At 39.0% G+C, this 21,417-nt stretch carries 16 protein-coding genes; 12 read left to right on the forward strand and 4 right to left on the reverse strand.

The window, feature by feature from the left end; all coding sequences use genetic code 11:
* The first annotated feature begins 555 nt into the window (after positions 1 to 555).
* A complete protein-coding gene (locus tag ADICYQ_RS05865) occupies positions 556 to 1,539 on the forward strand; it encodes an NAD(P)-dependent alcohol dehydrogenase (protein WP_020889120.1) in 984 nt (327 codons plus the stop codon).
* Positions 1,540 to 2,168: 629 nt separating this feature from the next.
* Here the strand turns inward: ADICYQ_RS05865 and ADICYQ_RS05870 are convergent.
* Positions 2,169 to 2,867, reverse strand: a complete 699-nt coding sequence (locus ADICYQ_RS05870; RefSeq protein ID WP_020889121.1) for a DUF5995 family protein — start codon at positions 2,865 to 2,867, stop codon at positions 2,169 to 2,171.
* Positions 2,868 to 3,547: 680 nt separating this feature from the next.
* Here ADICYQ_RS05870 and ADICYQ_RS05875 point away from each other — a divergent pair.
* From ADICYQ_RS05875 to ADICYQ_RS05925, 11 genes are all read left to right on the forward strand, one after another.
* Entirely contained in the window at positions 3,548 to 4,006 is a 459-nt protein-coding gene (locus tag ADICYQ_RS05875; protein ID WP_020889122.1) for a glycine zipper family protein, read from the forward strand.
* Between the two features lie 55 nt (positions 4,007 to 4,061).
* Entirely contained in the window at positions 4,062 to 5,453 is a 1,392-nt protein-coding gene (locus ADICYQ_RS05880; RefSeq protein ID WP_020889123.1) for a NosD domain-containing protein, read from the forward strand.
* 539 nt (positions 5,454 to 5,992) lie between these two features.
* Positions 5,993 to 6,769, forward strand: a complete 777-nt coding sequence (locus tag ADICYQ_RS05885; protein ID WP_020889124.1) for a DUF1919 domain-containing protein — start codon at positions 5,993 to 5,995, stop codon at positions 6,767 to 6,769.
* Between the two features lie 71 nt (positions 6,770 to 6,840).
* Positions 6,841 to 7,923 carry an SGNH/GDSL hydrolase family protein gene (locus tag ADICYQ_RS05890; RefSeq protein ID WP_020889125.1) on the forward strand — a complete coding sequence of 361 codons (1,083 nt, stop codon included), beginning with the start codon at positions 6,841 to 6,843 and terminating at the stop codon, positions 7,921 to 7,923.
* Positions 7,924 to 8,000: 77 nt separating this feature from the next.
* Complete coding sequence (locus tag ADICYQ_RS05895; RefSeq protein ID WP_020889126.1) at positions 8,001 to 8,429, forward strand: hypothetical protein; 429 nt, start codon at positions 8,001 to 8,003, stop codon at positions 8,427 to 8,429.
* Between the two features lie 473 nt (positions 8,430 to 8,902).
* Entirely contained in the window at positions 8,903 to 9,475 is a 573-nt protein-coding gene (locus tag ADICYQ_RS05900) for a TetR/AcrR family transcriptional regulator (RefSeq protein ID WP_040414732.1), read from the forward strand.
* An 11-nt stretch (positions 9,476 to 9,486) separates the two neighbouring features.
* The gene (locus tag ADICYQ_RS05905; protein WP_020889128.1) at positions 9,487 to 10,488 is read left to right on the forward strand and encodes an NADP-dependent oxidoreductase; all 1,002 of its coding nucleotides are present in this window, start codon (positions 9,487 to 9,489) and stop codon (positions 10,486 to 10,488) included.
* A 184-nt stretch (positions 10,489 to 10,672) separates the two neighbouring features.
* Positions 10,673 to 11,350 carry a type 1 glutamine amidotransferase domain-containing protein gene (locus ADICYQ_RS05910; protein ID WP_020889129.1) on the forward strand — a complete coding sequence of 226 codons (678 nt, stop codon included), beginning with the start codon at positions 10,673 to 10,675 and terminating at the stop codon, positions 11,348 to 11,350.
* 133 nt (positions 11,351 to 11,483) lie between these two features.
* Positions 11,484 to 12,236, forward strand: coding sequence for a YoaK family protein (locus ADICYQ_RS05915; RefSeq protein WP_020889130.1), 753 nt, complete (start codon positions 11,484 to 11,486; stop codon positions 12,234 to 12,236).
* Positions 12,237 to 12,275: 39 nt separating this feature from the next.
* The gene (locus ADICYQ_RS05920) at positions 12,276 to 13,010 is read left to right on the forward strand and encodes an SDR family oxidoreductase (RefSeq protein ID WP_020889131.1); all 735 of its coding nucleotides are present in this window, start codon (positions 12,276 to 12,278) and stop codon (positions 13,008 to 13,010) included.
* A 23-nt stretch (positions 13,011 to 13,033) separates the two neighbouring features.
* A complete protein-coding gene (locus ADICYQ_RS05925; protein WP_020889132.1) occupies positions 13,034 to 13,840 on the forward strand; it encodes a DUF6503 family protein in 807 nt (268 codons plus the stop codon).
* A gap of 120 nt (positions 13,841 to 13,960) precedes the next feature.
* On the opposite strand, the gene ADICYQ_RS05930 is transcribed toward ADICYQ_RS05925, so the two are convergent.
* The 3 genes from ADICYQ_RS05930 to ADICYQ_RS05940 form a co-directional block, all read right to left on the reverse strand.
* A complete protein-coding gene (locus ADICYQ_RS05930; protein WP_051160129.1) occupies positions 13,961 to 17,242 on the reverse strand; it encodes a PVC-type heme-binding CxxCH protein in 3,282 nt (1,093 codons plus the stop codon).
* Positions 17,243 to 17,486: 244 nt separating this feature from the next.
* Positions 17,487 to 18,863, reverse strand: coding sequence for a sulfatase family protein (locus ADICYQ_RS05935; RefSeq protein WP_051160130.1), 1,377 nt, complete (start codon positions 18,861 to 18,863; stop codon positions 17,487 to 17,489).
* 228 nt (positions 18,864 to 19,091) lie between these two features.
* On the reverse strand, positions 19,092 to 21,401 hold the full coding sequence (locus ADICYQ_RS05940; protein WP_040414734.1) for an alpha/beta hydrolase: 2,310 nt from the start codon (positions 21,399 to 21,401) through the stop codon (positions 19,092 to 19,094).
* Positions 21,402 to 21,417 lie beyond the last annotated feature (16 nt).

A 21,417-nucleotide genomic window follows, 5' to 3' on the forward strand; every position in this document is an offset into this window, starting at 1 on the left:
AAATACATTCTATTTTGTGAAGGATATTCCGGAATTATTTAACAGAATCTCTTCAATAGAAATGGGCTTCAGCCCATTTATAAAGGACAATGCCATTTCCCCCGGCTTTAGCCAAAATCTAGAGGACAGAAGGGTTTGTTAATAATTATAGTTTTACCTATGGTTTGGATCTGAAAACCTATGACTTCGGCTCCGCTCAGTCACCGGTAATGTGTTTTAGTTTAGGCTAAAGACTAGACGAGTCAAACTCAATTCAACCCCCAAGCTGAAGCTGGGGGCTATTGATATTCCAAAATCATTACGATTTGAAATAGGACACTTCGACACCATTGGCTTCGACAAGCGCAGTCACCGGCGCCGAATTATTTGAACTTATCGATATCAAGCTATTTCAAAAACCCTAATTATCAGACAAGCTCTCTAATCCCTATGCCAGGTCATTACCTTATAAATTTGTTCGGATTTGTAATCCCGAACAAATGAATGGAATCTGGAACGCAAAGGCCTGCTATTTGTCCCACATTTGTTTTGTAGACAATCAAAACAAATATTAAGATGAAAGCAATTATCACAACCGGTTATGGATCACCAGAGGTATTTAAACTAGACCAGGTGGCCAAACCTAGCCCAAAACAAAATGAAATTCTTGTTCGTATTCATGCATCCTCGGTAACGAAAGCAGACACGATGATGCGAACTGGAAAGCCATATATAGGTAGACTGTTTTTAGGTATCTCCAAACCAAAACACCAAATCTGGGGAACAGGCTTTGCCGGAGTTGTAGTGGCCATTGGTTCGCAGGTAAAGAAATTCAAAACAGGAGACAACGTTTTTGGGGAAAGCATCGCTTCTTTTGGTACTTACGCCCAGTTTGTGGCCATACCAGAAGATGGCATTTTGGCACATATTCCCAAATCCATCAGTTATGAGGAGGCCGCAGGAATGTGTGATGGAGGCATTACTTCCCTTAACTTCCTATGCAATATCGGCAATATTTATCCCGGACAGAAGGTATTAATCAATGGTGCTTCAGGCAGTTTGGGAGCAGCCGCAATCCAAATCGCCAAACATTATGGCGCCATTGTAACTGCTGTGTGTAGCACAGCCAATATTGCTATGGTAAATTCCCTGGGGGCTGATACCGTCATCGATTACACAAAAGCCGACTTTACCCAAAACAAGAATAGCTACGACCTGATCTATGACACTGTGGGTACCCGATCCTTTGCAGCTTGTAAAGATGCCCTGACGGAAAATGGCTGTTATGCATCCCCCGTTTTGGGTATGTCATTGTTAGGGGACATGGTCCTTACTTCTCTTTTTGGAAACAAAAAAGCCAAATTTTCGGCCACTGGATCATTGCCTAAAGAAGAGATCAAACGCTTAATGCGTGTCTTGCTTGAACTTATTGAGGCAGGGGATTTTAAACCTCCTATAGATCGCAGCTACAAATTGGAACAAGTGGTAGAAGCACATACCTATATAGACAAAGGCCATAAAAAGGGCAATGTGGTCCTAAAGCCATTTGCCCTGGTCTAATCCTTTGCTTTCAAATAAGAACCCAGCCAAAATTATAAAGAAAATAATGACATTAATTAATTTTGGCTTTGGCTATTCAAAGTAATTTAATGACCTCTTCGGGTGAATTATTGGGCTAAAGCCCCAATACAGATAAACCCTAACCATCCCATATCTGAAGCTGAGGGCTATTGAAATTCGGGAATCATTTTGATTGAAAATGCAAATACATTCTATTTTGGGAAGGATACTCCTGAATTATTTAACAGAATCTCCTCAATAGGAATGGGCTTCAGCCCATTTAAATAGCCATACCATTTCCCCCGGCTTTAGACAAAATCTAGAGGGCAGAAGCGTTTATTAAAATTAGGTCTTTACCTCTGTTTTGGGTCTGGAAACCTATGACTTCGACAGGTTCAGCCACCGGTAATGCGTGTTCGTTTGGGCTAAAGCCCCTAAACTCGATAACTCAATTCAACCCCCAAGCTGAAGTTGGGGGCTATTGAATTAGGCGAAATTTTAAAAGACCATTATTTTGGACCTAATGTTTAAACACATGGCCTTAGCTAAAATTCGGAGAACTCAAGGATAGGATTAAGGAAAACAGGACTTTAGGAGAAAAAAACTTTGAATACCAAGAGCAAAATCATTTACCTAAACCAAATTTGGGTATCCAACCAATCCGCTCTCTTTAAGACGTTCTTTTCAAGTTCAAGAAGGTACTTTGCCCTATCGGCTTCACTTTCTAAAACCAAGAGTTTTTGGCCATGGTCCCAAACCTTATCTCGCCATTCAGTGATTAACTTGAGCAACAACATTTCATCAAACCGTCCCATAAGTTTATCGACCAAATCCATTCCAGGTGAGTATTTCTCTACCACCTCATCCTGAACTTTGTCAATCGTTTCGCCAATAATCAAATTCACCAAGCAATGATCCTCATATCGCTTAACCTTCATTTCATCGGACAAACCGAGCCATTCCGGAGAAAGCATGTCGTACAAGGTAAGGACCAAATCATAGTTAATATGAGAATTTACTCCTAGCAATAAATGTTGAATCACATGAAGCTTCTTGGTTGCGGCAGCCTTATGCACTTCCTTCCATACCAGTGGGGTTTCCTCTCCACAATCATAACAGGTAAGGGCATTGAAATAATAGTCTGCAAAACGATTCAAAAGCTGGCCTATCCATTGAGAATCGTGAAATTTATTTTGCTCAATGGCAACCAGCATATTGGCTGTCATCATGCTATAACAATGAAGAAAAATGGTTCGATTGTCTTTGTTCGCTTCAAAATTTTTGACTATCGCCATCATTTTATCGACTACCCCAATGTTGACCTCCATGATCTCTGTTTTTATATTTATATGCCTTTTACACTAATTATATTGGATATCTCTGGCATTCACTCCTACCCAAAACAAAATGAAAAAAATTATTCACTGAACTTACTATAATTCAGTATTTAAACCAACTATTCCACCATGCTTTAATACCGTTCGAAAAATTAAATCACACAATAGGGGTAATTTGACAGTACATCTTTAACTGATGTTAACTTCTATAACCATAAAAAACTGTTTTAGAAAAAGGAATCTTATACTTGCAGGGAGAAAATAGTAGACAATTTAAATGGGGAATTCAATAAATAGGTAGCAGGCTTTTCATTCATTGGAACGTTCGCCCATTTCCCTTATATTTATATTCAACCAATAATCGAAGACATCGGAAAAAGTAACGTTTTAAAGCTAAATTAATTTGAGATTTTGCCAGCGTTGTTGCCAGAAATAAGCAAAAATACCGCCAAAATTACGTCGAACACATCCATCCATTCCATGGGTTAAACGCAATGCCTATTAACTGTTTCGTTGTTTCTAGAAAGAGATAAATGAGAATAAATGTTCAACTAGTACAATTTATTGGATCAGGACATTTCGGGAACCTAAATAAATAGCAAAAGAGGTAGCCCCTTTTTTAGGCTAAAAAGTGAATGGCTTTTCTCGTTTTTTACTAATTAAACAAGCTTATGAAAATCAACCCACTAAAACCAAGACCCGAAATTAGCAATAAGCCGAAATTACACAAGGTATATACGCAATTTGAAAAATTGATTGAGGAGCTAAAAGGGATAGCCTTAACAGATAAAATAATTGTCTTTATCAATGCATCCATTGATGAGTTGAATTTGATTTCAAACGAAAAATTGAGAAGTCAAACCAAAAAGAAACAGTCCAAAATCATCACGCTTGTAGAAAAAAATCTGAAAATTGTCCCCATAAACCATTACCGAAATACCTGGATGGCGATAGGAATGGCTGCTTTTGGTATTCCCCTAGGTGCTGCACTCGGCGCAAGTCTAGGAAATATGGGATTAATAGGAATAGGTTTACCCATTGGCATGGCCATTGGACTTGCGGTAGGCACTGGTATGGATAAGAAAGCACAGGAAGAAGGTAGACAACTTAACCTGGAATTGAAATTCTAAGCCCTCTTACTTGTCTGAAAAATAATAAAAGAAAAATTTAGCGAAGCAATAAAAGATGCCTTTTAACAGATTAAAAACAAGCCTATTAACCATCTTCTTCCTTTCCATTTTAAGTTGGAATGTCGATGCAAAAACGGTAGCAAAACAAAAATTATCCACCCTTGCCGTCACAAATGAAAATATTGCGACGGTTACAGCCTTGACCAACCATGGGAAGTTTACTTATCACCTTGACAATACAGGAAATCTTGAAGTTTCAGCTGCGCTACAAGCTATCTTCGATGAGCTTGGTGCTTTAAAAGACGTTTCGGCAACAATTGCTTTTTTACCCGGAGTGTATTTCCTGGATGCTCCAGTCGTTGTTAAAATGGCCAGTGTCAAACTAATTGGGCATGCCCATGGAGGAATTGACATACATGGTGCAAACATTGAAAGTGGTACCATTTTCCGACTAGGTAAAAACACTGGCCCAAACTGCATCACCTTTGACTATGCAGGACGAAGCAAAGCTTTTCCGTCAGGAGAAACCCCCTGGCCCAACAAAAACTTAAAAGTGGAATTGGAAAACCTTTCTTTTGTAGGGTTTAACAATACCGGAGTGAATACTGCCGATGGCTATAGCAGATTTAGAAATGACGAACCCAACTTTAGAGGGCTGCACTGGTATCCGGCGAAAGACAGGTATCAAGATGTAGAGGCAGAAGGACAGCGGGCAATCGTCTTGCCAAAGGCACCTAAAGGAGACGGTGTAGCAAAATGTGAGTTGCTTAGGGTAACAGGATGCTATTTCACTGAATTATACGTGGCCATTGACATTGCCGATTGCGACGTTAGTTACATCAATAAAAACTGGTTTGGGCAGCTGACCTACGGTATCCGGTTGCATGGAAATGGTCAGGGAATGATGGCCAGTGACAATTTGTTTGCGGACTTAGAGACGGCATTCAAACTTCATAAGCCGATGTTTTCAACCTTTCACAACAATACCTTCGCCTATATAAGCAAGTGCTTTGAAATTGACGACATAACAAGTTCAACCATTACTGGAAATGCGGTCTACAACTGGAAAATATCCACAGGTGCAGCAGCATATGGTTCTTTTTGCCATGTTAAAAACTCCATGAATTTAAATGTATCAGGAAACAGCATTGCCCAATACCTTGACAGTAGAAAGCGAAGCAAAACAACGGATTCAGAACCAAATGGGCAATCTTTTATTCAGTTCGACAACGCAAAACAGCTGATGTTTTCTAACAATATTGTGCATACACTTATTAGTCAGACAGTCGTGCGCCTACACAATTCAAGTAACTGTGTGATTGTGGACAATATTATCACCTTTGCAGAGGGTGGCAACGCGGTGGCTGAAACGGGAGATTCCAAGGACAACCTTTACAGGCCTATAGATCCAAAAAACACTGCTCCATTTGACAAGTTTAAATATTAATCCCTTTTCAAATGGTTAACATTTCTCCATTTCAGGAATTTTAGTATAGCCAAAAATCTATTGCTTGAAAACTGAGAAAAAGCATTTTTTATCAGGCCGGTTCCCTTCAGAGACAGGTCAGGAATTCCCGCAAGTTATACAGTCTCGACAGGTGAACTAATTGAATATTGAAAGGAAACACCGTGTTATAATCCCAACATTTTGCGCTAACGCAAAACGCCTAAAAGAGGCAGGAAGAATCACTTTAGGCTTGGATCATGGGCATTGAGTTTATGGGGGAATTATTTAAATAATGTCATAAACACCAATAGATGAGGCTATAAAAGTTCCTATACAAAAAAACTCCCATTATAGGTAGAGTCATTTTTTTAATTATATTTACAATTGAGTCATTTGTTTGCCCAAGCCAGACAATTACGAAAAACATGGATACTACACTAGGCACTTCATAAAATTTAAATACGCATTAGTGAGTCTTTTTAAAACTTTAATTGGGTTACAGAAAGGCTTAGGGTCATTTATTTTTTAACAGGAATTGGATGAATCTGTACTTTAAAAAATCCCGTGAAATTTTAAAAAATATTTTGTACGCCAGAAGGTTGTTAGCGCGGTACTATTCTTTGAAACGAATACAAAATCATGAGTTCTCTATAATCTCAGACAACTGCTGGGGACGGGAATTGTATAGATTTCTTGAATTACCATGCTGTACCCCAACTGTGGGTATGGGTATTGAAAAAGATTACTTAGATTTTATTGAGAATTTAAACAGTGAATCAGCACATGAGGTCAAGGAATTGGGCGAAAACCATTGCGAAGCGATAACCGGCACAATTTACCCGGTTGGAAGAACTCCTTATGCGAAAATTCACTTTCTACATTACAAAAAGTTCGATTTAGCCCAGCGGCTTTTCCGAATGCGCTTTAAAAAAATCAACACAAAAAACCTTTATTACAAAATTGACTTTGACTACTACAGTTGCCGAAAAAAGGAGGATATAGAACGCTGGAATAAAATGAATTTACCCAATAGCGTTGCATTTTATTCAGACGACACCTTGAAATTTTATTCCGGAAGAATCCACCATGGGGTATACATAAAAAAGAAAAACATTGCGGAGAACAACTATATTTTCGGTTACACGCAAAAGTATTTTGACTATATTACATGGCTAAATACCGGAATCCCCAATCAAACCCTCCAATATAGGGTGCTCAATTTTATTTTATTGGACGATGGTTTTAACCTTGGTTTCATTAAATTTATTAAATCGATTTTGAAACACATAACGCCTAAATCCCTCAAAGCAAATTGATTGTGAACAACTTCCCAAAACCTTAACATAAGCTATCTTGAGTAAGTACAAAATGACTAACAGATCCTAAAATGAAACCTGAATTTAAGTATAAAACCATCCAATTTTTAACATTACTAATAATAGCCGCTTCCACTTATGGCTTTATTTCAAAAGAGCCAAGGAAACATCATCCACACATCAACGCAAAAGAAGTTGAAATACATCCTCAGAAGCTAAGCAACTTCACCCTTGCTGATGGAGAAGAGTACAAATTGGTGAATTCTTCCATCAAGCAATTTTACACCATCGCTTTTAGTGGAAACATTGAAAAGTTTGACACCCTTACCATTGGTAAAGGTAGTGGCAGGTACCTTACCAGTAATCTAATCATCACCCCAGACAGTATAATCTCCAACAGAGTTACCAATGTAACCGCTAGAACAGCCACCAAGCATCAGCTAACATTAAAAAATGATATAAGCATTAAAATTGAAAGAGGTTTAAGTTCAAGTACTGTCACTATAATTAACGAAAAAGACACCTTAAGTTTTTCTTCGGATTTTATAGGAATGAACCAACCATTTATTCATTCTTCAGGTACGGAGATAAAGGTTGACACTTTTGAGTTTATTTGCGAAGATTACAATTCAGATGTATTTGTTTTTGGCGACAGTTATGTGAGTAGTGCCAGTCCATCAAGATGGCCCTATTATATAAATGAGGCAGGCTATCAATTTTTATGTGATGGTTTACCAGGCGGTAAATCGAAAGATTCCTTTGATTTTATCAATGCTGCTTTTTCTATAAACAAACCAAAATATGCGATTTGGTGTCTGGGCATGAATGATAAAAGTGATGTTGAAAGAGTGGCCAATGAGGAATGGAAAAGCTATGTGAAAAAGGTCATGGAACTCTGTGCGAAACACAATGTCACCTTAATTCTGTCAACGGTCCCTACTGTAGAAATCAGAAATAACAGAGGCAAAAATGATTTTGTAAGGGCATCCGGTTATCGATACATTGATTTTGATGAAGCAGTTTCTGATGGTGAAGGAAATTGGAAAGAAGGAATGTTAGCAAAGGATGGCGTCCATCCTGATAAAAAGGGAGCAGAAGCCATGGCAGATAAATTCTTATCAGACTTTCCAGAAATAAAGAATTACTTGAGGTAAAGGAAAATTCACAACCGCCAAAAAACATTATCAATCAGAAGTTGGCATTGTTTTGTCTACCCTTAGAATTGACTATAATGGATAAATATTTAGATGCAGATCCAGAAGCAGGAATCCGCTTTTACAAAGACTTTAATGACAAAGGCAAAGTGGTCATGATGAACCTGTTAAAGTTTAGGACGGTAGCCGATTATACCAACCTTGAATCATTGAAGTCTGCTGATCCAATTACCGGAGAACAGGCTTATGAACTTTATATGGACAATACCATGCCTGAATTGAACAAAGCTGGAAGTCGCATTTTGTTCTATGGTGAATGCAAACACTTTATTATCGGTCCAGATGCGGAAAAGTGGGACGCTGTTCTACTAGTTGAACACCAATCAGTCAACGCCTTTATTGCCTTTTCTCAGAACAAGGACTTTTTAGAAAATGCAGGGCACAGGACCGCTGCCCTGGAAGATTCGAGATTGCTGCCCATTTCCGAAAATGAAAAATACACCTAATCTATAAAGAGTTAGATGGAATAAAACACACCCAAAGGTCATCAGGATACTTTATTTACTTTATAACATTCTAAACGCTTTCTAAACTTATTTTTTAGAACGTTGATCCTCCTTAAGGGATAAAATTATTTCTTTGCGACTCTGCGTGCAGTTAACTTTAAATACTCATTGCCATAAATACCTAAACTGCGGCCGGCTGAGCGGAGTCGAAGCCTTAGGGTAACGTGTAATACCTTCTCCTTCCGCTCAGGATCCGTTTTACCGTGTTAACATCTACTTTCCACTGTAACAATCTCTAAACCAAACCTTTTAAGATTACCCTCCCTTTTCAACTCGATGCAAACTTAGCATTGATTTTGCGGGGTAAATGGTACATGGCGACTAAAGTCAATTAAATGATTTAAGAATACTTTATAAAAAAATGAACGTTCATTCATTATTATCCGTTGAGTAAGTATTCCAATAAGATAAAAATGAGCAGCATCCCAAAAAGTAGGAATAAAAGAGAGGCCCTGGTAAAGGCGACAATTCAACTTGTCAACAACAATGGGTTCCATGCAGCGCCAATGTCTAAGATTGCAAAGATGGCAGGGGTATCGCCTGGGACAATTTACCTGTACTTTGAAAACAAGCAGGATCTGGTAAATCAAGTATACATTGAAGTTAAGGCTTCCTTCACGCAGTTTGCTTTTAAAGATTATAAGGAGACCGCTTCAATAGCAATTGACTTTGAAAAAATATGGAAGAATATAGCTGCCTTCAAGTTGAATGAAATAGAAGAATCCATGTTTTTATCTCAATGTGAAAACACGCCCATGATAGATGAACCCAGCAGAAAGGAAGGCCTTAAGCACTTAAGCCCACTACTGGAGCTTTGGGAGCGTGGACAGGCAGAAGGAGTTATAAAACAAGTTTCCCCTTTCTTGCTTTACGCATTTAGCATCTATCCTATTTCCTTTCTATTACAACAGCGTGAGCGTTTTGAAATAAAGCCAGAAAACATAAATGATGCCTTTGAAATGGCTTGGAACAGTATTAAAATTTAAATAAAGAAAACATGACTAGTACAAAAACGATTAATTTAAAAAGCAGACCAAAAGGAGCACCTACCTTAACAGATTTCGACTTTACCACTTCTGAAAACCCTGAATTGCAGGATGGAGAAGTATTGTTGGCTACAAAATATGTTTCTGTGGATCCTTATTTAAGGGGAAGAATGAGTGATGCGCCATCTTATGTCCCTCCTTTCAAACTTAATGAGCCAATTTCTTCAGGGGTTATTGCTGAAGTTTTGGAGTCAAAAAGCACAAAATTCACCAAAGGTGACAAAGTGATAGGTTCCTTACAATGGAAGGAAACACAGGTAGCCAAAGAAGAAGGACTTAGAAAAGTAGACCCTGATAAGGCGCCACTTTCTGCTTACCTGGGAATCATTGGCATGACAGGCCTTACTGCATTTCTTGGATTAAGAGAGATAGGTAAACCTAAAAAGGGTGAAACCCTCCTCGTGTCTGGCGCAGCTGGAGCGGTAGGTTCTGTGGTAGGCCAAATCGGTAAAATCCTTGGACTACGTGTAGTGGGTATAGCGGGTACGGATGAAAAAGTAGATATGCTTACTTCGGAATTCGGATTTGATGAAGGCATCAATTATAACACCACCGAAAACATGGTCGAGGCAATAAAAAGTGCTTGTCCAGATGGTGTCGACATCTACTTTGACAATGTTGGCGGTGAGATATCAGATGCAGTACTTTTCAACATCAATAAATTCTCAAGAACCGTCATCTGTGGTGCTATTTCAGTTTACAATAAAACCGAAAAGCCAAAAAGTCTCAGTGTGCAAACTTTCCTTGTAAAGAAAAGTTCTTTAATGCAGGGATTCGTAGTTTCTGACTATGAAGACAAACATGCTGAAGGCATCCAACAATTGGCCGAATGGTTGCAACAAGGCAAACTGCATGCATCTGAAACCATCAAAGAAGGATTTGAGAATATACCACAGGCCTTTTTAGACCTTTTCGAAGGAAAAAACAAAGGGAAAATGGTAGTTAAAATTTAGGCTGAAAAATAGCCGCTAAAATGTATCCACTTGTCACCGAAACTTTTAAAGGACAAATAATAGTCTCTTATAAAAAGCTTCGGTGCCAGGAAAGGATCGCTAAACATACCCTTTGATCTAAGACTCAGTATTTTTCTTAAAAAGCCTGAAGAATCGTAGGGAAGAAATTAAAAGAATAAAAAAGATGAAAGTATTATTTGTATTGACCTCCCATGACAAATTGGGAGAGACTGGCGAAAAAACTGGTTTTTGGATAGAGGAATTCGCAGCACCTTATTATTTACTTAAAGACAATGGGATTTCAATAACTTTGGCCTCCCCAAAAGGTGGACAACCTCCTATTGACCCTAAAAGCACGGAACCTGACTTCCAAACAGCTTCAACAAAAAGGTTCAATGAGGACAAGGAAACACAAGAAACCCTGTCTTCCACTTTGAAATTAGAAACGGTAAATCAAGCAGATTATGATGCGGTGTTTTATCCGGGAGGTCATGGACCTTTATGGGATTTAGCAGAGGACAAAAACTCAATCGCATTGATAGAGGATTTCATAAAAAACAACAAACCTGTCGCTGCTGTTTGCCATGCTCCAGCTATTTTTAAACACACTAAAAATGCAGACGGAACACCATTGGTAAGTGGAAAAAAAGTAACTGGCTTCACCAATGGCGAGGAAGAAGGGGTTCAATTGACAGATATTGTGCCATTTTTGGTAGAAGACATGCTAAAATCTAATGGTGGCATCTATTCCAAAGGTGATGACTGGGCTTCCTATGCAGTAGAAGACGGCTTGTTAATAACTGGACAAAACCCAGCTTCTTCTGAGTTGGCCGCTGAACTTTTATTAAAAAGACTAAGTTAATATCTCTTAGGTATAGAAAGGAAGGCTTTTAGATCAATACCTATGGCCTTCCTTTTTTATAATACCCTTTCATTACCTAAAGATGACGAATATTAATAAAGTTGCCTTAATCAACCCCCTAAATATAATTTAAATGTTTAGACATCAAGGCAAAAGCAGAACTTACAAACACAACTTACAGATTGCTACTTTTTTATCTTTTGTAGCTGGGATAGTTAATGTTACTGGATTTTTATCTTTTAAACAATTGACCACAAATGTGACAGGTCACTTTGCCTTGTTTATCTATGACCTTTCCAATTTTGAATTTTGGAAGGGCACCATTTATTTCCTTTACATTTTCTCCTTTCTCTTCGGCTCTTTTTTATCAAGCTTTTTAATTGAAAATTATCGGGAGAACAAGAAATTGAATGTCTTTGTTTTACCAACAATAATCGAGGGCTTTATTTTATTATTAATTGCCATTATGAGTAATTTTGTAGAAATAACTCATCCAGATGTCATTGCATGCATGTTACTTTTTGCAATGGGAATTCAGAATTCCTTCGTTACTAAAATTTCAAACACCATAGTAAGGACTACCCATTTGACTGGGCTATTTACAGATTTAGGCATAGAATTGTCACAATTGTTATTCCCGAAATCTCACCCAAACAGAGAGAAAATTAAAGCAACCATTAAACTGCGTATTTTCATCATATTGTTCTTTTTTGCAGGGGGGCTTTTTGGTGGTTTCCTATATTCAAAAGTTGACCTTAAACTTAATACTTTGATTTTTGGAGCATTGATACTATTAATTGGTCTCTTTTACGATGATTTCAGGTACCGGGTGATTAAAACCAAAAGAAAATACGACCAAAGAAAAAAAGGAAAATCACAAAACTAGTCGCCTAAAATCTTTACGTACTACCTTCAATCTACAACCATGAAATTAGAAAATAAAGTAATTATTGTAACAGGCTCTTCCAGAGGAATAGGGAAAGAAATTGCACTGCTTTTGGCTGAAAATGGTGCGAAAGTTGTGGTAAATTCTTCCAGTAGCATGCCTGAGGCACAAAAGGTTGTTGACACAATCCTAAAAAAGGGAGGACATGCCTTGGCCGTTAAAGCAGATGTGAGTCAAAAAGAAGAGGTTACTCAGTTATTTGACGAAACCATTAAGACTTTCGGAAAAGTAGATGTGTTGGTAAACAATGCCGGTGTTATGGTTACAAAAAAACTAAAAGACTTTACACAGGAGGACTTTAGTTGGCAGTTTGATGTTAATGTTAGAGGCGTTTTCAATACCTTGCAAGAGGCAGACAGCAAACTGGCGGACAATGGAAACATTATCAATTTTTCTTCTAGCACAGTGAAAATGATGTTCCCTACCTATGCTTTGTATTCGGCCTCAAAAGCTGCCGTGGAACAGATGACTAGGGTTTTTTCGAAAGAAATAGGACGAGGAATATCCGTAAATGCCATTGCTCCGGGACCAACGGAAACAGAATTGTTTTTAAAAGGTAAAACGCCTGAATTTATAGAAAAGCTAAGTGCCATGAATGCCTTTGACAGATTGGCATCTCCAATGGACATCGCCAAAATAGTATTGTTTTTAGCAAGCGAAGATTCTAAATGGGTTTCAGGCCAGGTAATAGGCGCAAATGGCGCAATGATATAACCCTAACAATTAAAAGATATAAAATGAAACTAAGTTTAATTGCTCTGATAATTATAAATGCACTTCTCATGTCTTGCAATGGGAAAGACCAATCCACTGAAATTGAAACCACTTTTCAAAACAAGGGCCATGAGTTGGTTTATGAAATGGTGCAAAAAGTGGGCAATTATGCTACCCTTGCAAAACATAAAGATGTGGTGTATTCTTATAAATACCAGACCCCAGATGGAAAAGCGGATATATCCACAGAAAAGTATATTTTCGATGGAGAGCTCTCCTATGGGGCATATCAACCACACGAACGAACTTTAGCAAATCTTGAAGGGCCGATTGAGCAAGGGTATGATGGCAAAGAGTATTGGCTAAAGCACAAAGGAAAAGTCATAACGGACACAACCTCATTGAAAAGAGTTACTTTCAACAGGCCTACCAATTTCTATTGGTTTACCATGTTTCAGAAATTATTGGATCCAGGTCTTAATTATGAATACATCGGGGAAAAAATGATAAAAGACAATGCCTATGACATTGTAAAAATCACTTTTGAATCAGCAACAGACAAGCCCACTGATATTTATCAAGTATACATCAACAAAGACACAAAAATGGTTGACCAGTTTCTTTTTACGGTAGTAGATGCAGGAGTAATAGAAACACCAATGTTAATGGAGCTTGAATACGAGCAGATTGATAACCTACTCATACCAACTAAGCGACGTTATAAAAAATCCACTTGGGAAGCTGAGGTAACAGATGAACCCTGGATAACGGTGGACTGGTCGAATATCAAATTCAACAACGATTTAAGCCGGGAGCTTTTTAAGAAATAGTATTTAGAACCTGAATTTTAAGGGCCTATTAAGTATGACAATTACTAAATAGGCCCTTTGTTTTCAATTTGTCCATGAAAGCAGAAGGCAAGACTATTTTTAGATAGGAATGTTTCCAGATCAATTTTCCGTAACCCGCATCACTCCTTTCATCATTCTCCAATGCCCGGGAAAGGAACAAATAAATGGATAATCACCAGGTTTGTCAGGAGCCGTGAAGTCCAGTTGAAATACCTGGTTGGAGCTGACCAAAGGCGTGAAAAACAATACCTCCTTCAAATCTGGCACAAAGTTCTTTTCATACCCATCTTTCAGGCTGGCCATATTGTCTGCCGCTACACCTACTTTTTCTGAAGCTCCGGGTTCAAGGATCAACACATTATGAGGCATTTGATCTTTATTATCAAACAGGATGGAAACCGTTTTCCCTGCTGTCACTTCAAAGCTTTCCTTATCAAAAAGCATTTTACCTGGAAGTGTTCCAAGGTTAATTACATTTTCTCCTTTTTTGTTATCAGCGGTCTTTTGTAAAACCCGTGATTCTTCTCCAGGATACAACAGGTCCAAATGACTTAGTTTAAAATTCGTTACCGCTGTCACTCCTTCCAAATCTTGAAAGTCCTGCTCTGAAAGTGCGTCTACTGCATATTGTGCATACTTGGGGTCGTCCATAATAAAACCGGGCACTTGCAATTCTGCTTTAGAAGCCAGAGGTCTGAGTAGCCTTGCCGCTTTTTCAGGCTCATCTGCGAGAAAGGTTTTGTCTTTCCGGAACATCCCCATCCATATTGGTTTCAGGTGCTTAAAAGATTCCTTCAAAGCATAATCCAGGTAATCATCCGTTGGTAAAGCTGAAACCTCCAAGAGGGTATTCACCGTGGCCTCATTTTCAAAATGGCTCAAAGCTATAACGGCTTCCAAGCGAACGCGAGGGGAAGTGTCTTTGGACAGGATTTTAAGTTTTCGTTGCACATCATTAACTTCATCCTTTCGATAAAATAAGACCCTGGTTGCAGCCGCTCTTATTGGCGCTTCAGGACTATCCAATAAGGCCTCCAATAAGGAGAGGTTACGCTGGTTAAATTGCTGATAAACCCATAATGCTTCCAATTTCAAATGCTCCGAATTTGGGTCTTTTTGATCCAATTGGTCCACCCATGTTTTAAGTGCAGGAGAAACCTCCGCCCAATCATGTTCTCTCAGCTGAGTTCTGGCCCTATACCTTTCCCTGTCTTCGTACACCTTAAGCTGATCGAGTAGTCCGCTGACATCCAATTTTGTCATGTCTACTGGTTTTAGGGTTTCCTTGTCTTTGTGGGTAATTCTCCAAATTCTTCCTTTGCTTGAATCCCTTAAAGGATCACGGAAATTTTGCTCCCCGTGTTGGACAATAGCATCATACCAATCCACTACATATAAGGCACCATCTGGACCGAATTTCAAATCAACCGGACGGAAATTTGGGTCCTTGGACTGGAGAAGTGGAGTCGTTTCATCTGCTTGAAAACCACTACCTTCTTCACTAACAACATGTTGTTTTACTCCTTGAAAACCTATAAACGTGTTGAATAAAACATTGCCTTGGGCATTTTCAGGAAATGCGCTGCTGGATATGATTTCTATCCCACAGGTTTTGGGTTTTACTGGTGAATTGAGAAAGTCTTTCATCACCATGTGCTTTTTGGGATAATCAATGTCCACGGTAAGGGGCGGTGCAAAATAATTCATCCCTGTAGAAACATCTGCCACTAAATGTGTTCCATCACGCATAAATACATTGCCCCAGGGATTGGCATAAGGATAAGAGATATAAGGTTCCAACTTCAAGGTATAAGGCTCATACCTCCAGGTAGTCCCATAAGCGCCTCTTCGAGGCCCATAAGGTGTCTCAATTTGCGAATGCAAGAAAGTACCCATATGGAAATACAGTGCTCCATCCTGTCCCCAGGTAAAAGCACTTAAGCTATGGTGGGAATCTTCTGTTCCCAAACCACTAAATAAAATCTTTCTGGAATCAGCCTTACCATCACCATCCGTATCTTTCAAATGGACAAGATTTGGTGCCTGAGTGACATAGACACCCCCATCCCCTATCTCAAAGCCAAGGGGAAGGTAAAGACTGTCTGCAAAAACAGAATGCTTGTCTGCCTTCCCATCAAGATTGGTATCTTCAAGGATTATAAGTTTATCCAAAGGCATATCTCCAGGGGTATATTGCGGATAAGAAGGCATACTGGACACCCACATTCTACCTTGTGGATCAAAGGTTATCGCCACAGCATTGGCGATGGGGAAATCCAATTCAGAAGCAAACAGTTCAATTTCATAACCTTCCTGTAGCACAAACTGGGACTTGGCTTTTTCAAGTTCTTCCGGCGTAGTTGTCTGGAATTCTGGCATTTTAATTCCTTGGTTAAAGCTTATAATTTTCTTAGCTTTTTCGATGTCTGCCAGGGAATTGGCGGCACTCCCATTCCATACCACACTGTCCAGTCGCTCAATAATGGTATCAATTACCTTGTTTTCCTCCTTCAATTTTTCCCCTCCTGACCATTCCTTTCGCCGACCATAAATGTACTCTCCATTTTGGGCCTTAAAACGGTAAAAGAAATGTTGGTTTTTCTTGGCTACTGCTTCTCTAAGCAATTCAAAAGAAGGATCTTCTTCCCAAGTAGCAAATGGAAAATCCAATGCTTTAGCCATGTATTCACTTACCATCAGGTATCCTTTGTCGGTAAGGTGAATTCCATTCGATGTCAGTGGCCCTGATGAACCCATCCACTCCTGGGTAGGTTGGTACAAATCAATAAAAGGAATATTTAAACTTGCTGCCACCTTGCGCATCTCCTTCGTATACATGGACAGGTTCTGATTATTTACCGTAGGGTCTGGTAAAAAGCCTCCTTTATCTTCCTGCGCTATGGGTGAAACCAATACAATTTGAGGGCTATTTTCCCCATTGAATTGCTGTTGCTGTAAGTGAGTCAGGAAGTCCTGTAAGTCTTTGCTGAAATCTGACAGGCCTTCTTGCCCTTTGAAAGCTTCATTTAAACCAAAACAGGCAAAAATCACATCTGCTTCCTGCTGTTGTAAGTGATCATCTAATGTACCAAAGTCTAAAGGCCTGGGTCTTAGGTTTACTTCATCGGCATTCCAGGCCAGGTTCCTTACTTTAAGGTTTCTGTCAGGAAAACTTTTATACAAAAGCGTTTCAAAATAATTGTTGTTCTGAAGCCTATCAGCAAAGGTGTTTCCTATAAAAACGATATTGCTATTGTCTTTAGGATCGAAATGGTACACTACCTCTTTGCTTTCACAAGCAAATAAAATAGAAATGGCCAAAGTTGAAAAAGCCAAAATGAACCGTGATTCGAGAAATTTAATTGGGTTTACATTAATCATTAGATGTTATTTATAACCTAGCAGTATTTTAATGCATGCTGTAGATTGGGCTTTTCATCTGAATAATTTATTCAGTGAACAAAACCTAAAACCTCCAAAATTTAATGTTTTTATCCAATTAAACCACTCCGTTCATAACCTATTGCCATTTTTTTTCCATTGAGGAAGCAGGAATTGAAAATTACCCAAAACAAATTGCTCAAATCTATCAGATGCTGGATTGAACAACTAACAATCAGAACAGCTAATGATTTGCCTGTTCAATATGCGCTTCAAGTAACTTTTTAAGTTTCTCTTTTTTGTCAAAGTATGAGGGAACTTCAACGAGGTTAATCATCTCACCTGGATCCTCTCCAAGATCAATCAACATTTCATCCCCATTGTCATAGAGCGTGTATTTAAGGTTATCGCCCCTTATCATAAAACCCAATTCATTTTCCATAAACAAGTATTCCCTTGGACTGTACTTCTTTTCTTGACCATTCAATAAGGTAGCAAACGAAACACCCTGCATATTTTCAGGACTGGAAATACCCGCCAATTCACAAAGTGTAGGGAACAGGTCCAATCCATTGGAAACAATGTTTTCCGTATCCACTGAATGACCATTGGCCATGTCTTTGTACCAAACAACCAAAGGGATATTTGATGATTCTTCATAAAAGACTGTTTTGTGCTCCAACCTATGGGAAGCACTCATTTCACCATGATCTGAAGTAAAAACCACGATGGTATTGTCGGCAAAAGGTGAGGATTCCAAAGCATCCAATACCGTCCCTATCTGAACATCTACCTTTTCGGTCAACCTGTGGTAAGCATACCTGTGCATGCGCCAATCTCTTTCCGTCCAGTTCTCCCGAGCATCAATTGTAAAAGAATGCAGTTCTTTCAGATCGTAAATGGCACTTGGTTCGGGTACCGTTGGTTCAAAATTAGCAGGCAAAGGAGGAACATATTTTGCCATAAAATCATTTTCGCTAATGGAATCCGGAATAGCAATGGCTTCCAATAAAGGCACCGGAACATCCGCAGGAGGTCTGTTATTTGGAGGGAAATGCCTGATGGCTTCATAGCAGATGTCATGAGGATTAATAAAGTTCAAAGCCACCAAAAAAGGCTTATCTGAATTCCTATCCAACAATAATGCTGCACTTTCTTTCGCCAGATCGTCTCTTTCGTCCTTAGAAATAAAAGTCTCAAAGCCATAAATAGAAACATCATTTTTTGCCCCTGGCAGGTGGGATTTTCCGCCATAAAAAGTTTCATAACCAGCATTAGTAAAGGTATGGCCCATTGCATTGGGAATTATCTCCTGAAGGGTGGGAATATCTAGCTTACTCCCATTGTGCCGCATGTCAATTGCAGTCGGATATTGCCCGGTGAAAATACTAAACCTGGAAGGAGAACAAACCGGGTTGGTTACATATGCTTTTTCAAACCGCATGCCTTTCATCGCCAGTTTATCCATATTTGGCGTTTCCAACCACTCATTGCCCGCACTGCTCATCATTTTGGCATTTTGCTGATCAGTAATGATAATCAGGATATTTGGTTTTTTGCTTTGAGCCAGCAAAACAGTGTTGATCAAACACACAAGCAGCAATACAATACTTTTTTTCATATGCGATTATACTTAATAATACGCTAGACTTAGAAGAAAACAGTCCAAAAGTTGATCACTTTATCAATTTAAATCTCCCAATGTACACTATAACGATATTTCGCCTAATAATTAAGCACTTCAGAAAATTGGTGTTGGAACCCATTTGTTCCACAATTGAAAAGAAAAAGGACCGCTTTCCAAGCGGTCCTTTTCTGATTGTCATCTATATTTCTGTGCAATTTTAAACTACCTACTTCGGGTATTTTTCAAGAAAACAGGTTCTTCAGCCAAGTGTTTTCCTTTATTCCCTATCGAATCATTCAATTCAAAAGACAAATCGTAAAAGTAAGAAGGACGTCCGGTTATTCTTGCACTGTAAACACCATCTCCTTTTACGGTATCACCTCCCTGGCCATCATCCGTCAGTTCAATGGAAAATGAGGGGGGCGTATCCTCCCAATTTACATGTTTCAAGGTCGATTTTTCCACATTGGGAGACAGTGTAAGGTGAACTTCTCCAACTGAAGCGCCATCATATACACGTGCTTCTATGCGATCATCATTGAGTACCTGCACCCACTCAACCTGTGGAAGTGTTTTGTCTTCACCTTTCACTTGTACATTCACTTTACCTTTATGAATAATATGTTGTCCGCTAATAGGTCCGGGTGTCCAATACTCAAAATAGAAAGGTATTTCTTCTCCTTCAGGAATTTCCGCATCCAGAACAGGCATTGTGTATTTAACTGTTCCTCCGATGTGGTCATATTCTTGCCAAGGGTCGGCAATTCGAATACTCACATTTCCCGGATTGATGTATTTGTTGGTAGTATAGGTATGGGTCCGTATATATTTACCCTCTTCTTCAACTAAAATCACAATGGTCTCTCCAGGATTTGCGATGCCATCTCCATTTCCGGCTCCTATTACCATTGTTTCTGAATCCACAGCTTCTTTCACAATGGTGAACTCTTTACCATCCGCAATTACAAAATTGGTGATTTCCACTACCGGATCTTTAAACAAAATCTCAAACTCTTCTTGCCAGGAACCATCGCTACCATCTGTAAAATCCACTTGGAACTTTGCAATATCATAGCCTTTACGATTGTTCTTCACTTTGAAAACCCCATTTACCTTTTTTTCTTCCAAAGCCTCCAAGCCGTCAATCTGACCTTGACCAGTTATCACGTCCAATCCTTCACTTATAGCACTGACTTCAGCAGTGATTTTTCCAGATTTGCCAAACCCTTTGTTCAAGACTTCTATAGAAAATGCCACTTCCTCACCACTTTCAGCCCAGTCCATGTTTTCAATTGTCAGACCAGTCATCGAAATATTGGGAGCGTTATGCAAATTTTCTATCCCAACCTGATGAGAACTACCAGTTAACTGTAGTTTCAAACTCCCAGAAGCATCGCTATTGGCAACATATTGGCGACTTTCCATTGTTCGAATGTCGGTATCCGTAATGTTATAAGCTGTGTTTGCTTTATAAATTGGCGCTGTTATGACCTGCACTTTCACATTAGGCATCAATTCACCATCTGGTAGGAAATTACGAATAGCAAGGTTGAAACCATCCTTGTTTACATTCTCAAGGATTGTGTAACCAGAAAGGTTTCTTGTTGTTTCCACCTTGTAATCCCATACTTCAAAATAAGGATAGATGTCAATATAATCCCATTTTTTCGGCAAGGGCAATGGCGTTTCAAAGGCTTCTTTCATAAATACAAACATGTCTCCCATCCCACAGGTGATGTGGGATGCTTCATATTGTTTGAATTGATAGTGAGGAATGGCATTCATCAAATAACGGTTCATGTCTTCATGATAAAACCGCAACCGATCGCTGGTCCCATTGTGCATCCGCATACTGGTAGCTTTGAAATTATCATACATGTCAGCATGTGCATAGCGTACAGGAAAATCTAATGGTCCTGCTGAAAATTCACTCGATCCACAAAAATTACCAGCTGCACTTACCCAATCTGGTAATTTAGCAGCTAGCCAGAAAGTCATAAACCCTCCCATAGAAAGACCAGAAACGCCTCTTTGGGTTCGGTCAGGAATGGTACGATAATGATTGTCAATGTATCCCACAAACTCCTTGAAATATTCAGGAAATTGTCGGAAGGTAGAAACCAGACTAACATTGTATGGACTCAGGTTGATTGGTTCAACTTTAAATTGATTCAAACCATCTACCTTTACTACGATAACATCATTTTCTGAAACAAATTTTTCAATATTGTCTCCATCGTTGTCCGCTCCAAAATCATAATCCGAATAACCACTACCCATCGATCCAAAATACCGCTGCGCCCATCCGTGGAAGAAGTAAATCACTGGGTACCTTTTCCCTGAATCTTCCCGATAATTTGGTGGTAGAAAAATCCGGAAATTCCTGTTGTTTGAAAATACCTTACTATAATGATAATCGTCGATCATTTCCACCCCGGAGTTGAATACATCCCCATGCGTTTGTGTACAACCATTTCTTGGTTGTATCAGTAGAAATGAAATTACAATTACAGAAATCTTTAATAGATTCATAGATTGAAAGTTAAGA

Source organism: Cyclobacterium qasimii M12-11B (assembly GCF_000427295.1).
GTDB classification, from domain to species: Bacteria; Bacteroidota; Bacteroidia; order Cytophagales; family Cyclobacteriaceae; genus Cyclobacterium; species Cyclobacterium qasimii.

Coding starts and splice junctions, on each gene's coding strand:
- ADICYQ_RS05865 (WP_020889120.1), top strand. CDS start 556: ATGAAAGCAATTATCACAACCGGTTATGGATCACCAGAGGTATTTAAA.
- ADICYQ_RS05870 (WP_020889121.1), bottom strand. CDS start 2,867: ATGGAGGTCAACATTGGGGTAGTCGATAAAATGATGGCGATAGTCAAA.
- ADICYQ_RS05875 (WP_020889122.1), top strand. CDS start 3,548: ATGAAAATCAACCCACTAAAACCAAGACCCGAAATTAGCAATAAGCCG.
- ADICYQ_RS05880 (WP_020889123.1), top strand. CDS start 4,062: ATGCCTTTTAACAGATTAAAAACAAGCCTATTAACCATCTTCTTCCTT.
- ADICYQ_RS05885 (WP_020889124.1), top strand. CDS start 5,993: ATGAATCTGTACTTTAAAAAATCCCGTGAAATTTTAAAAAATATTTTG.
- ADICYQ_RS05890 (WP_020889125.1), top strand. CDS start 6,841: ATGAAACCTGAATTTAAGTATAAAACCATCCAATTTTTAACATTACTA.
- ADICYQ_RS05895 (WP_020889126.1), top strand. CDS start 8,001: ATGGATAAATATTTAGATGCAGATCCAGAAGCAGGAATCCGCTTTTAC.
- ADICYQ_RS05900 (WP_040414732.1), top strand. CDS start 8,903: ATGAGCAGCATCCCAAAAAGTAGGAATAAAAGAGAGGCCCTGGTAAAG.
- ADICYQ_RS05905 (WP_020889128.1), top strand. CDS start 9,487: ATGACTAGTACAAAAACGATTAATTTAAAAAGCAGACCAAAAGGAGCA.
- ADICYQ_RS05910 (WP_020889129.1), top strand. CDS start 10,673: ATGAAAGTATTATTTGTATTGACCTCCCATGACAAATTGGGAGAGACT.
- ADICYQ_RS05915 (WP_020889130.1), top strand. CDS start 11,484: ATGTTTAGACATCAAGGCAAAAGCAGAACTTACAAACACAACTTACAG.
- ADICYQ_RS05920 (WP_020889131.1), top strand. CDS start 12,276: ATGAAATTAGAAAATAAAGTAATTATTGTAACAGGCTCTTCCAGAGGA.
- ADICYQ_RS05925 (WP_020889132.1), top strand. CDS start 13,034: ATGAAACTAAGTTTAATTGCTCTGATAATTATAAATGCACTTCTCATG.
- ADICYQ_RS05930 (WP_051160129.1), bottom strand. CDS start 17,242: ATGATTAATGTAAACCCAATTAAATTTCTCGAATCACGGTTCATTTTG.
- ADICYQ_RS05935 (WP_051160130.1), bottom strand. CDS start 18,863: ATGAAAAAAAGTATTGTATTGCTGCTTGTGTGTTTGATCAACACTGTT.
- ADICYQ_RS05940 (WP_040414734.1), bottom strand. CDS start 21,401: ATGAATCTATTAAAGATTTCTGTAATTGTAATTTCATTTCTACTGATA.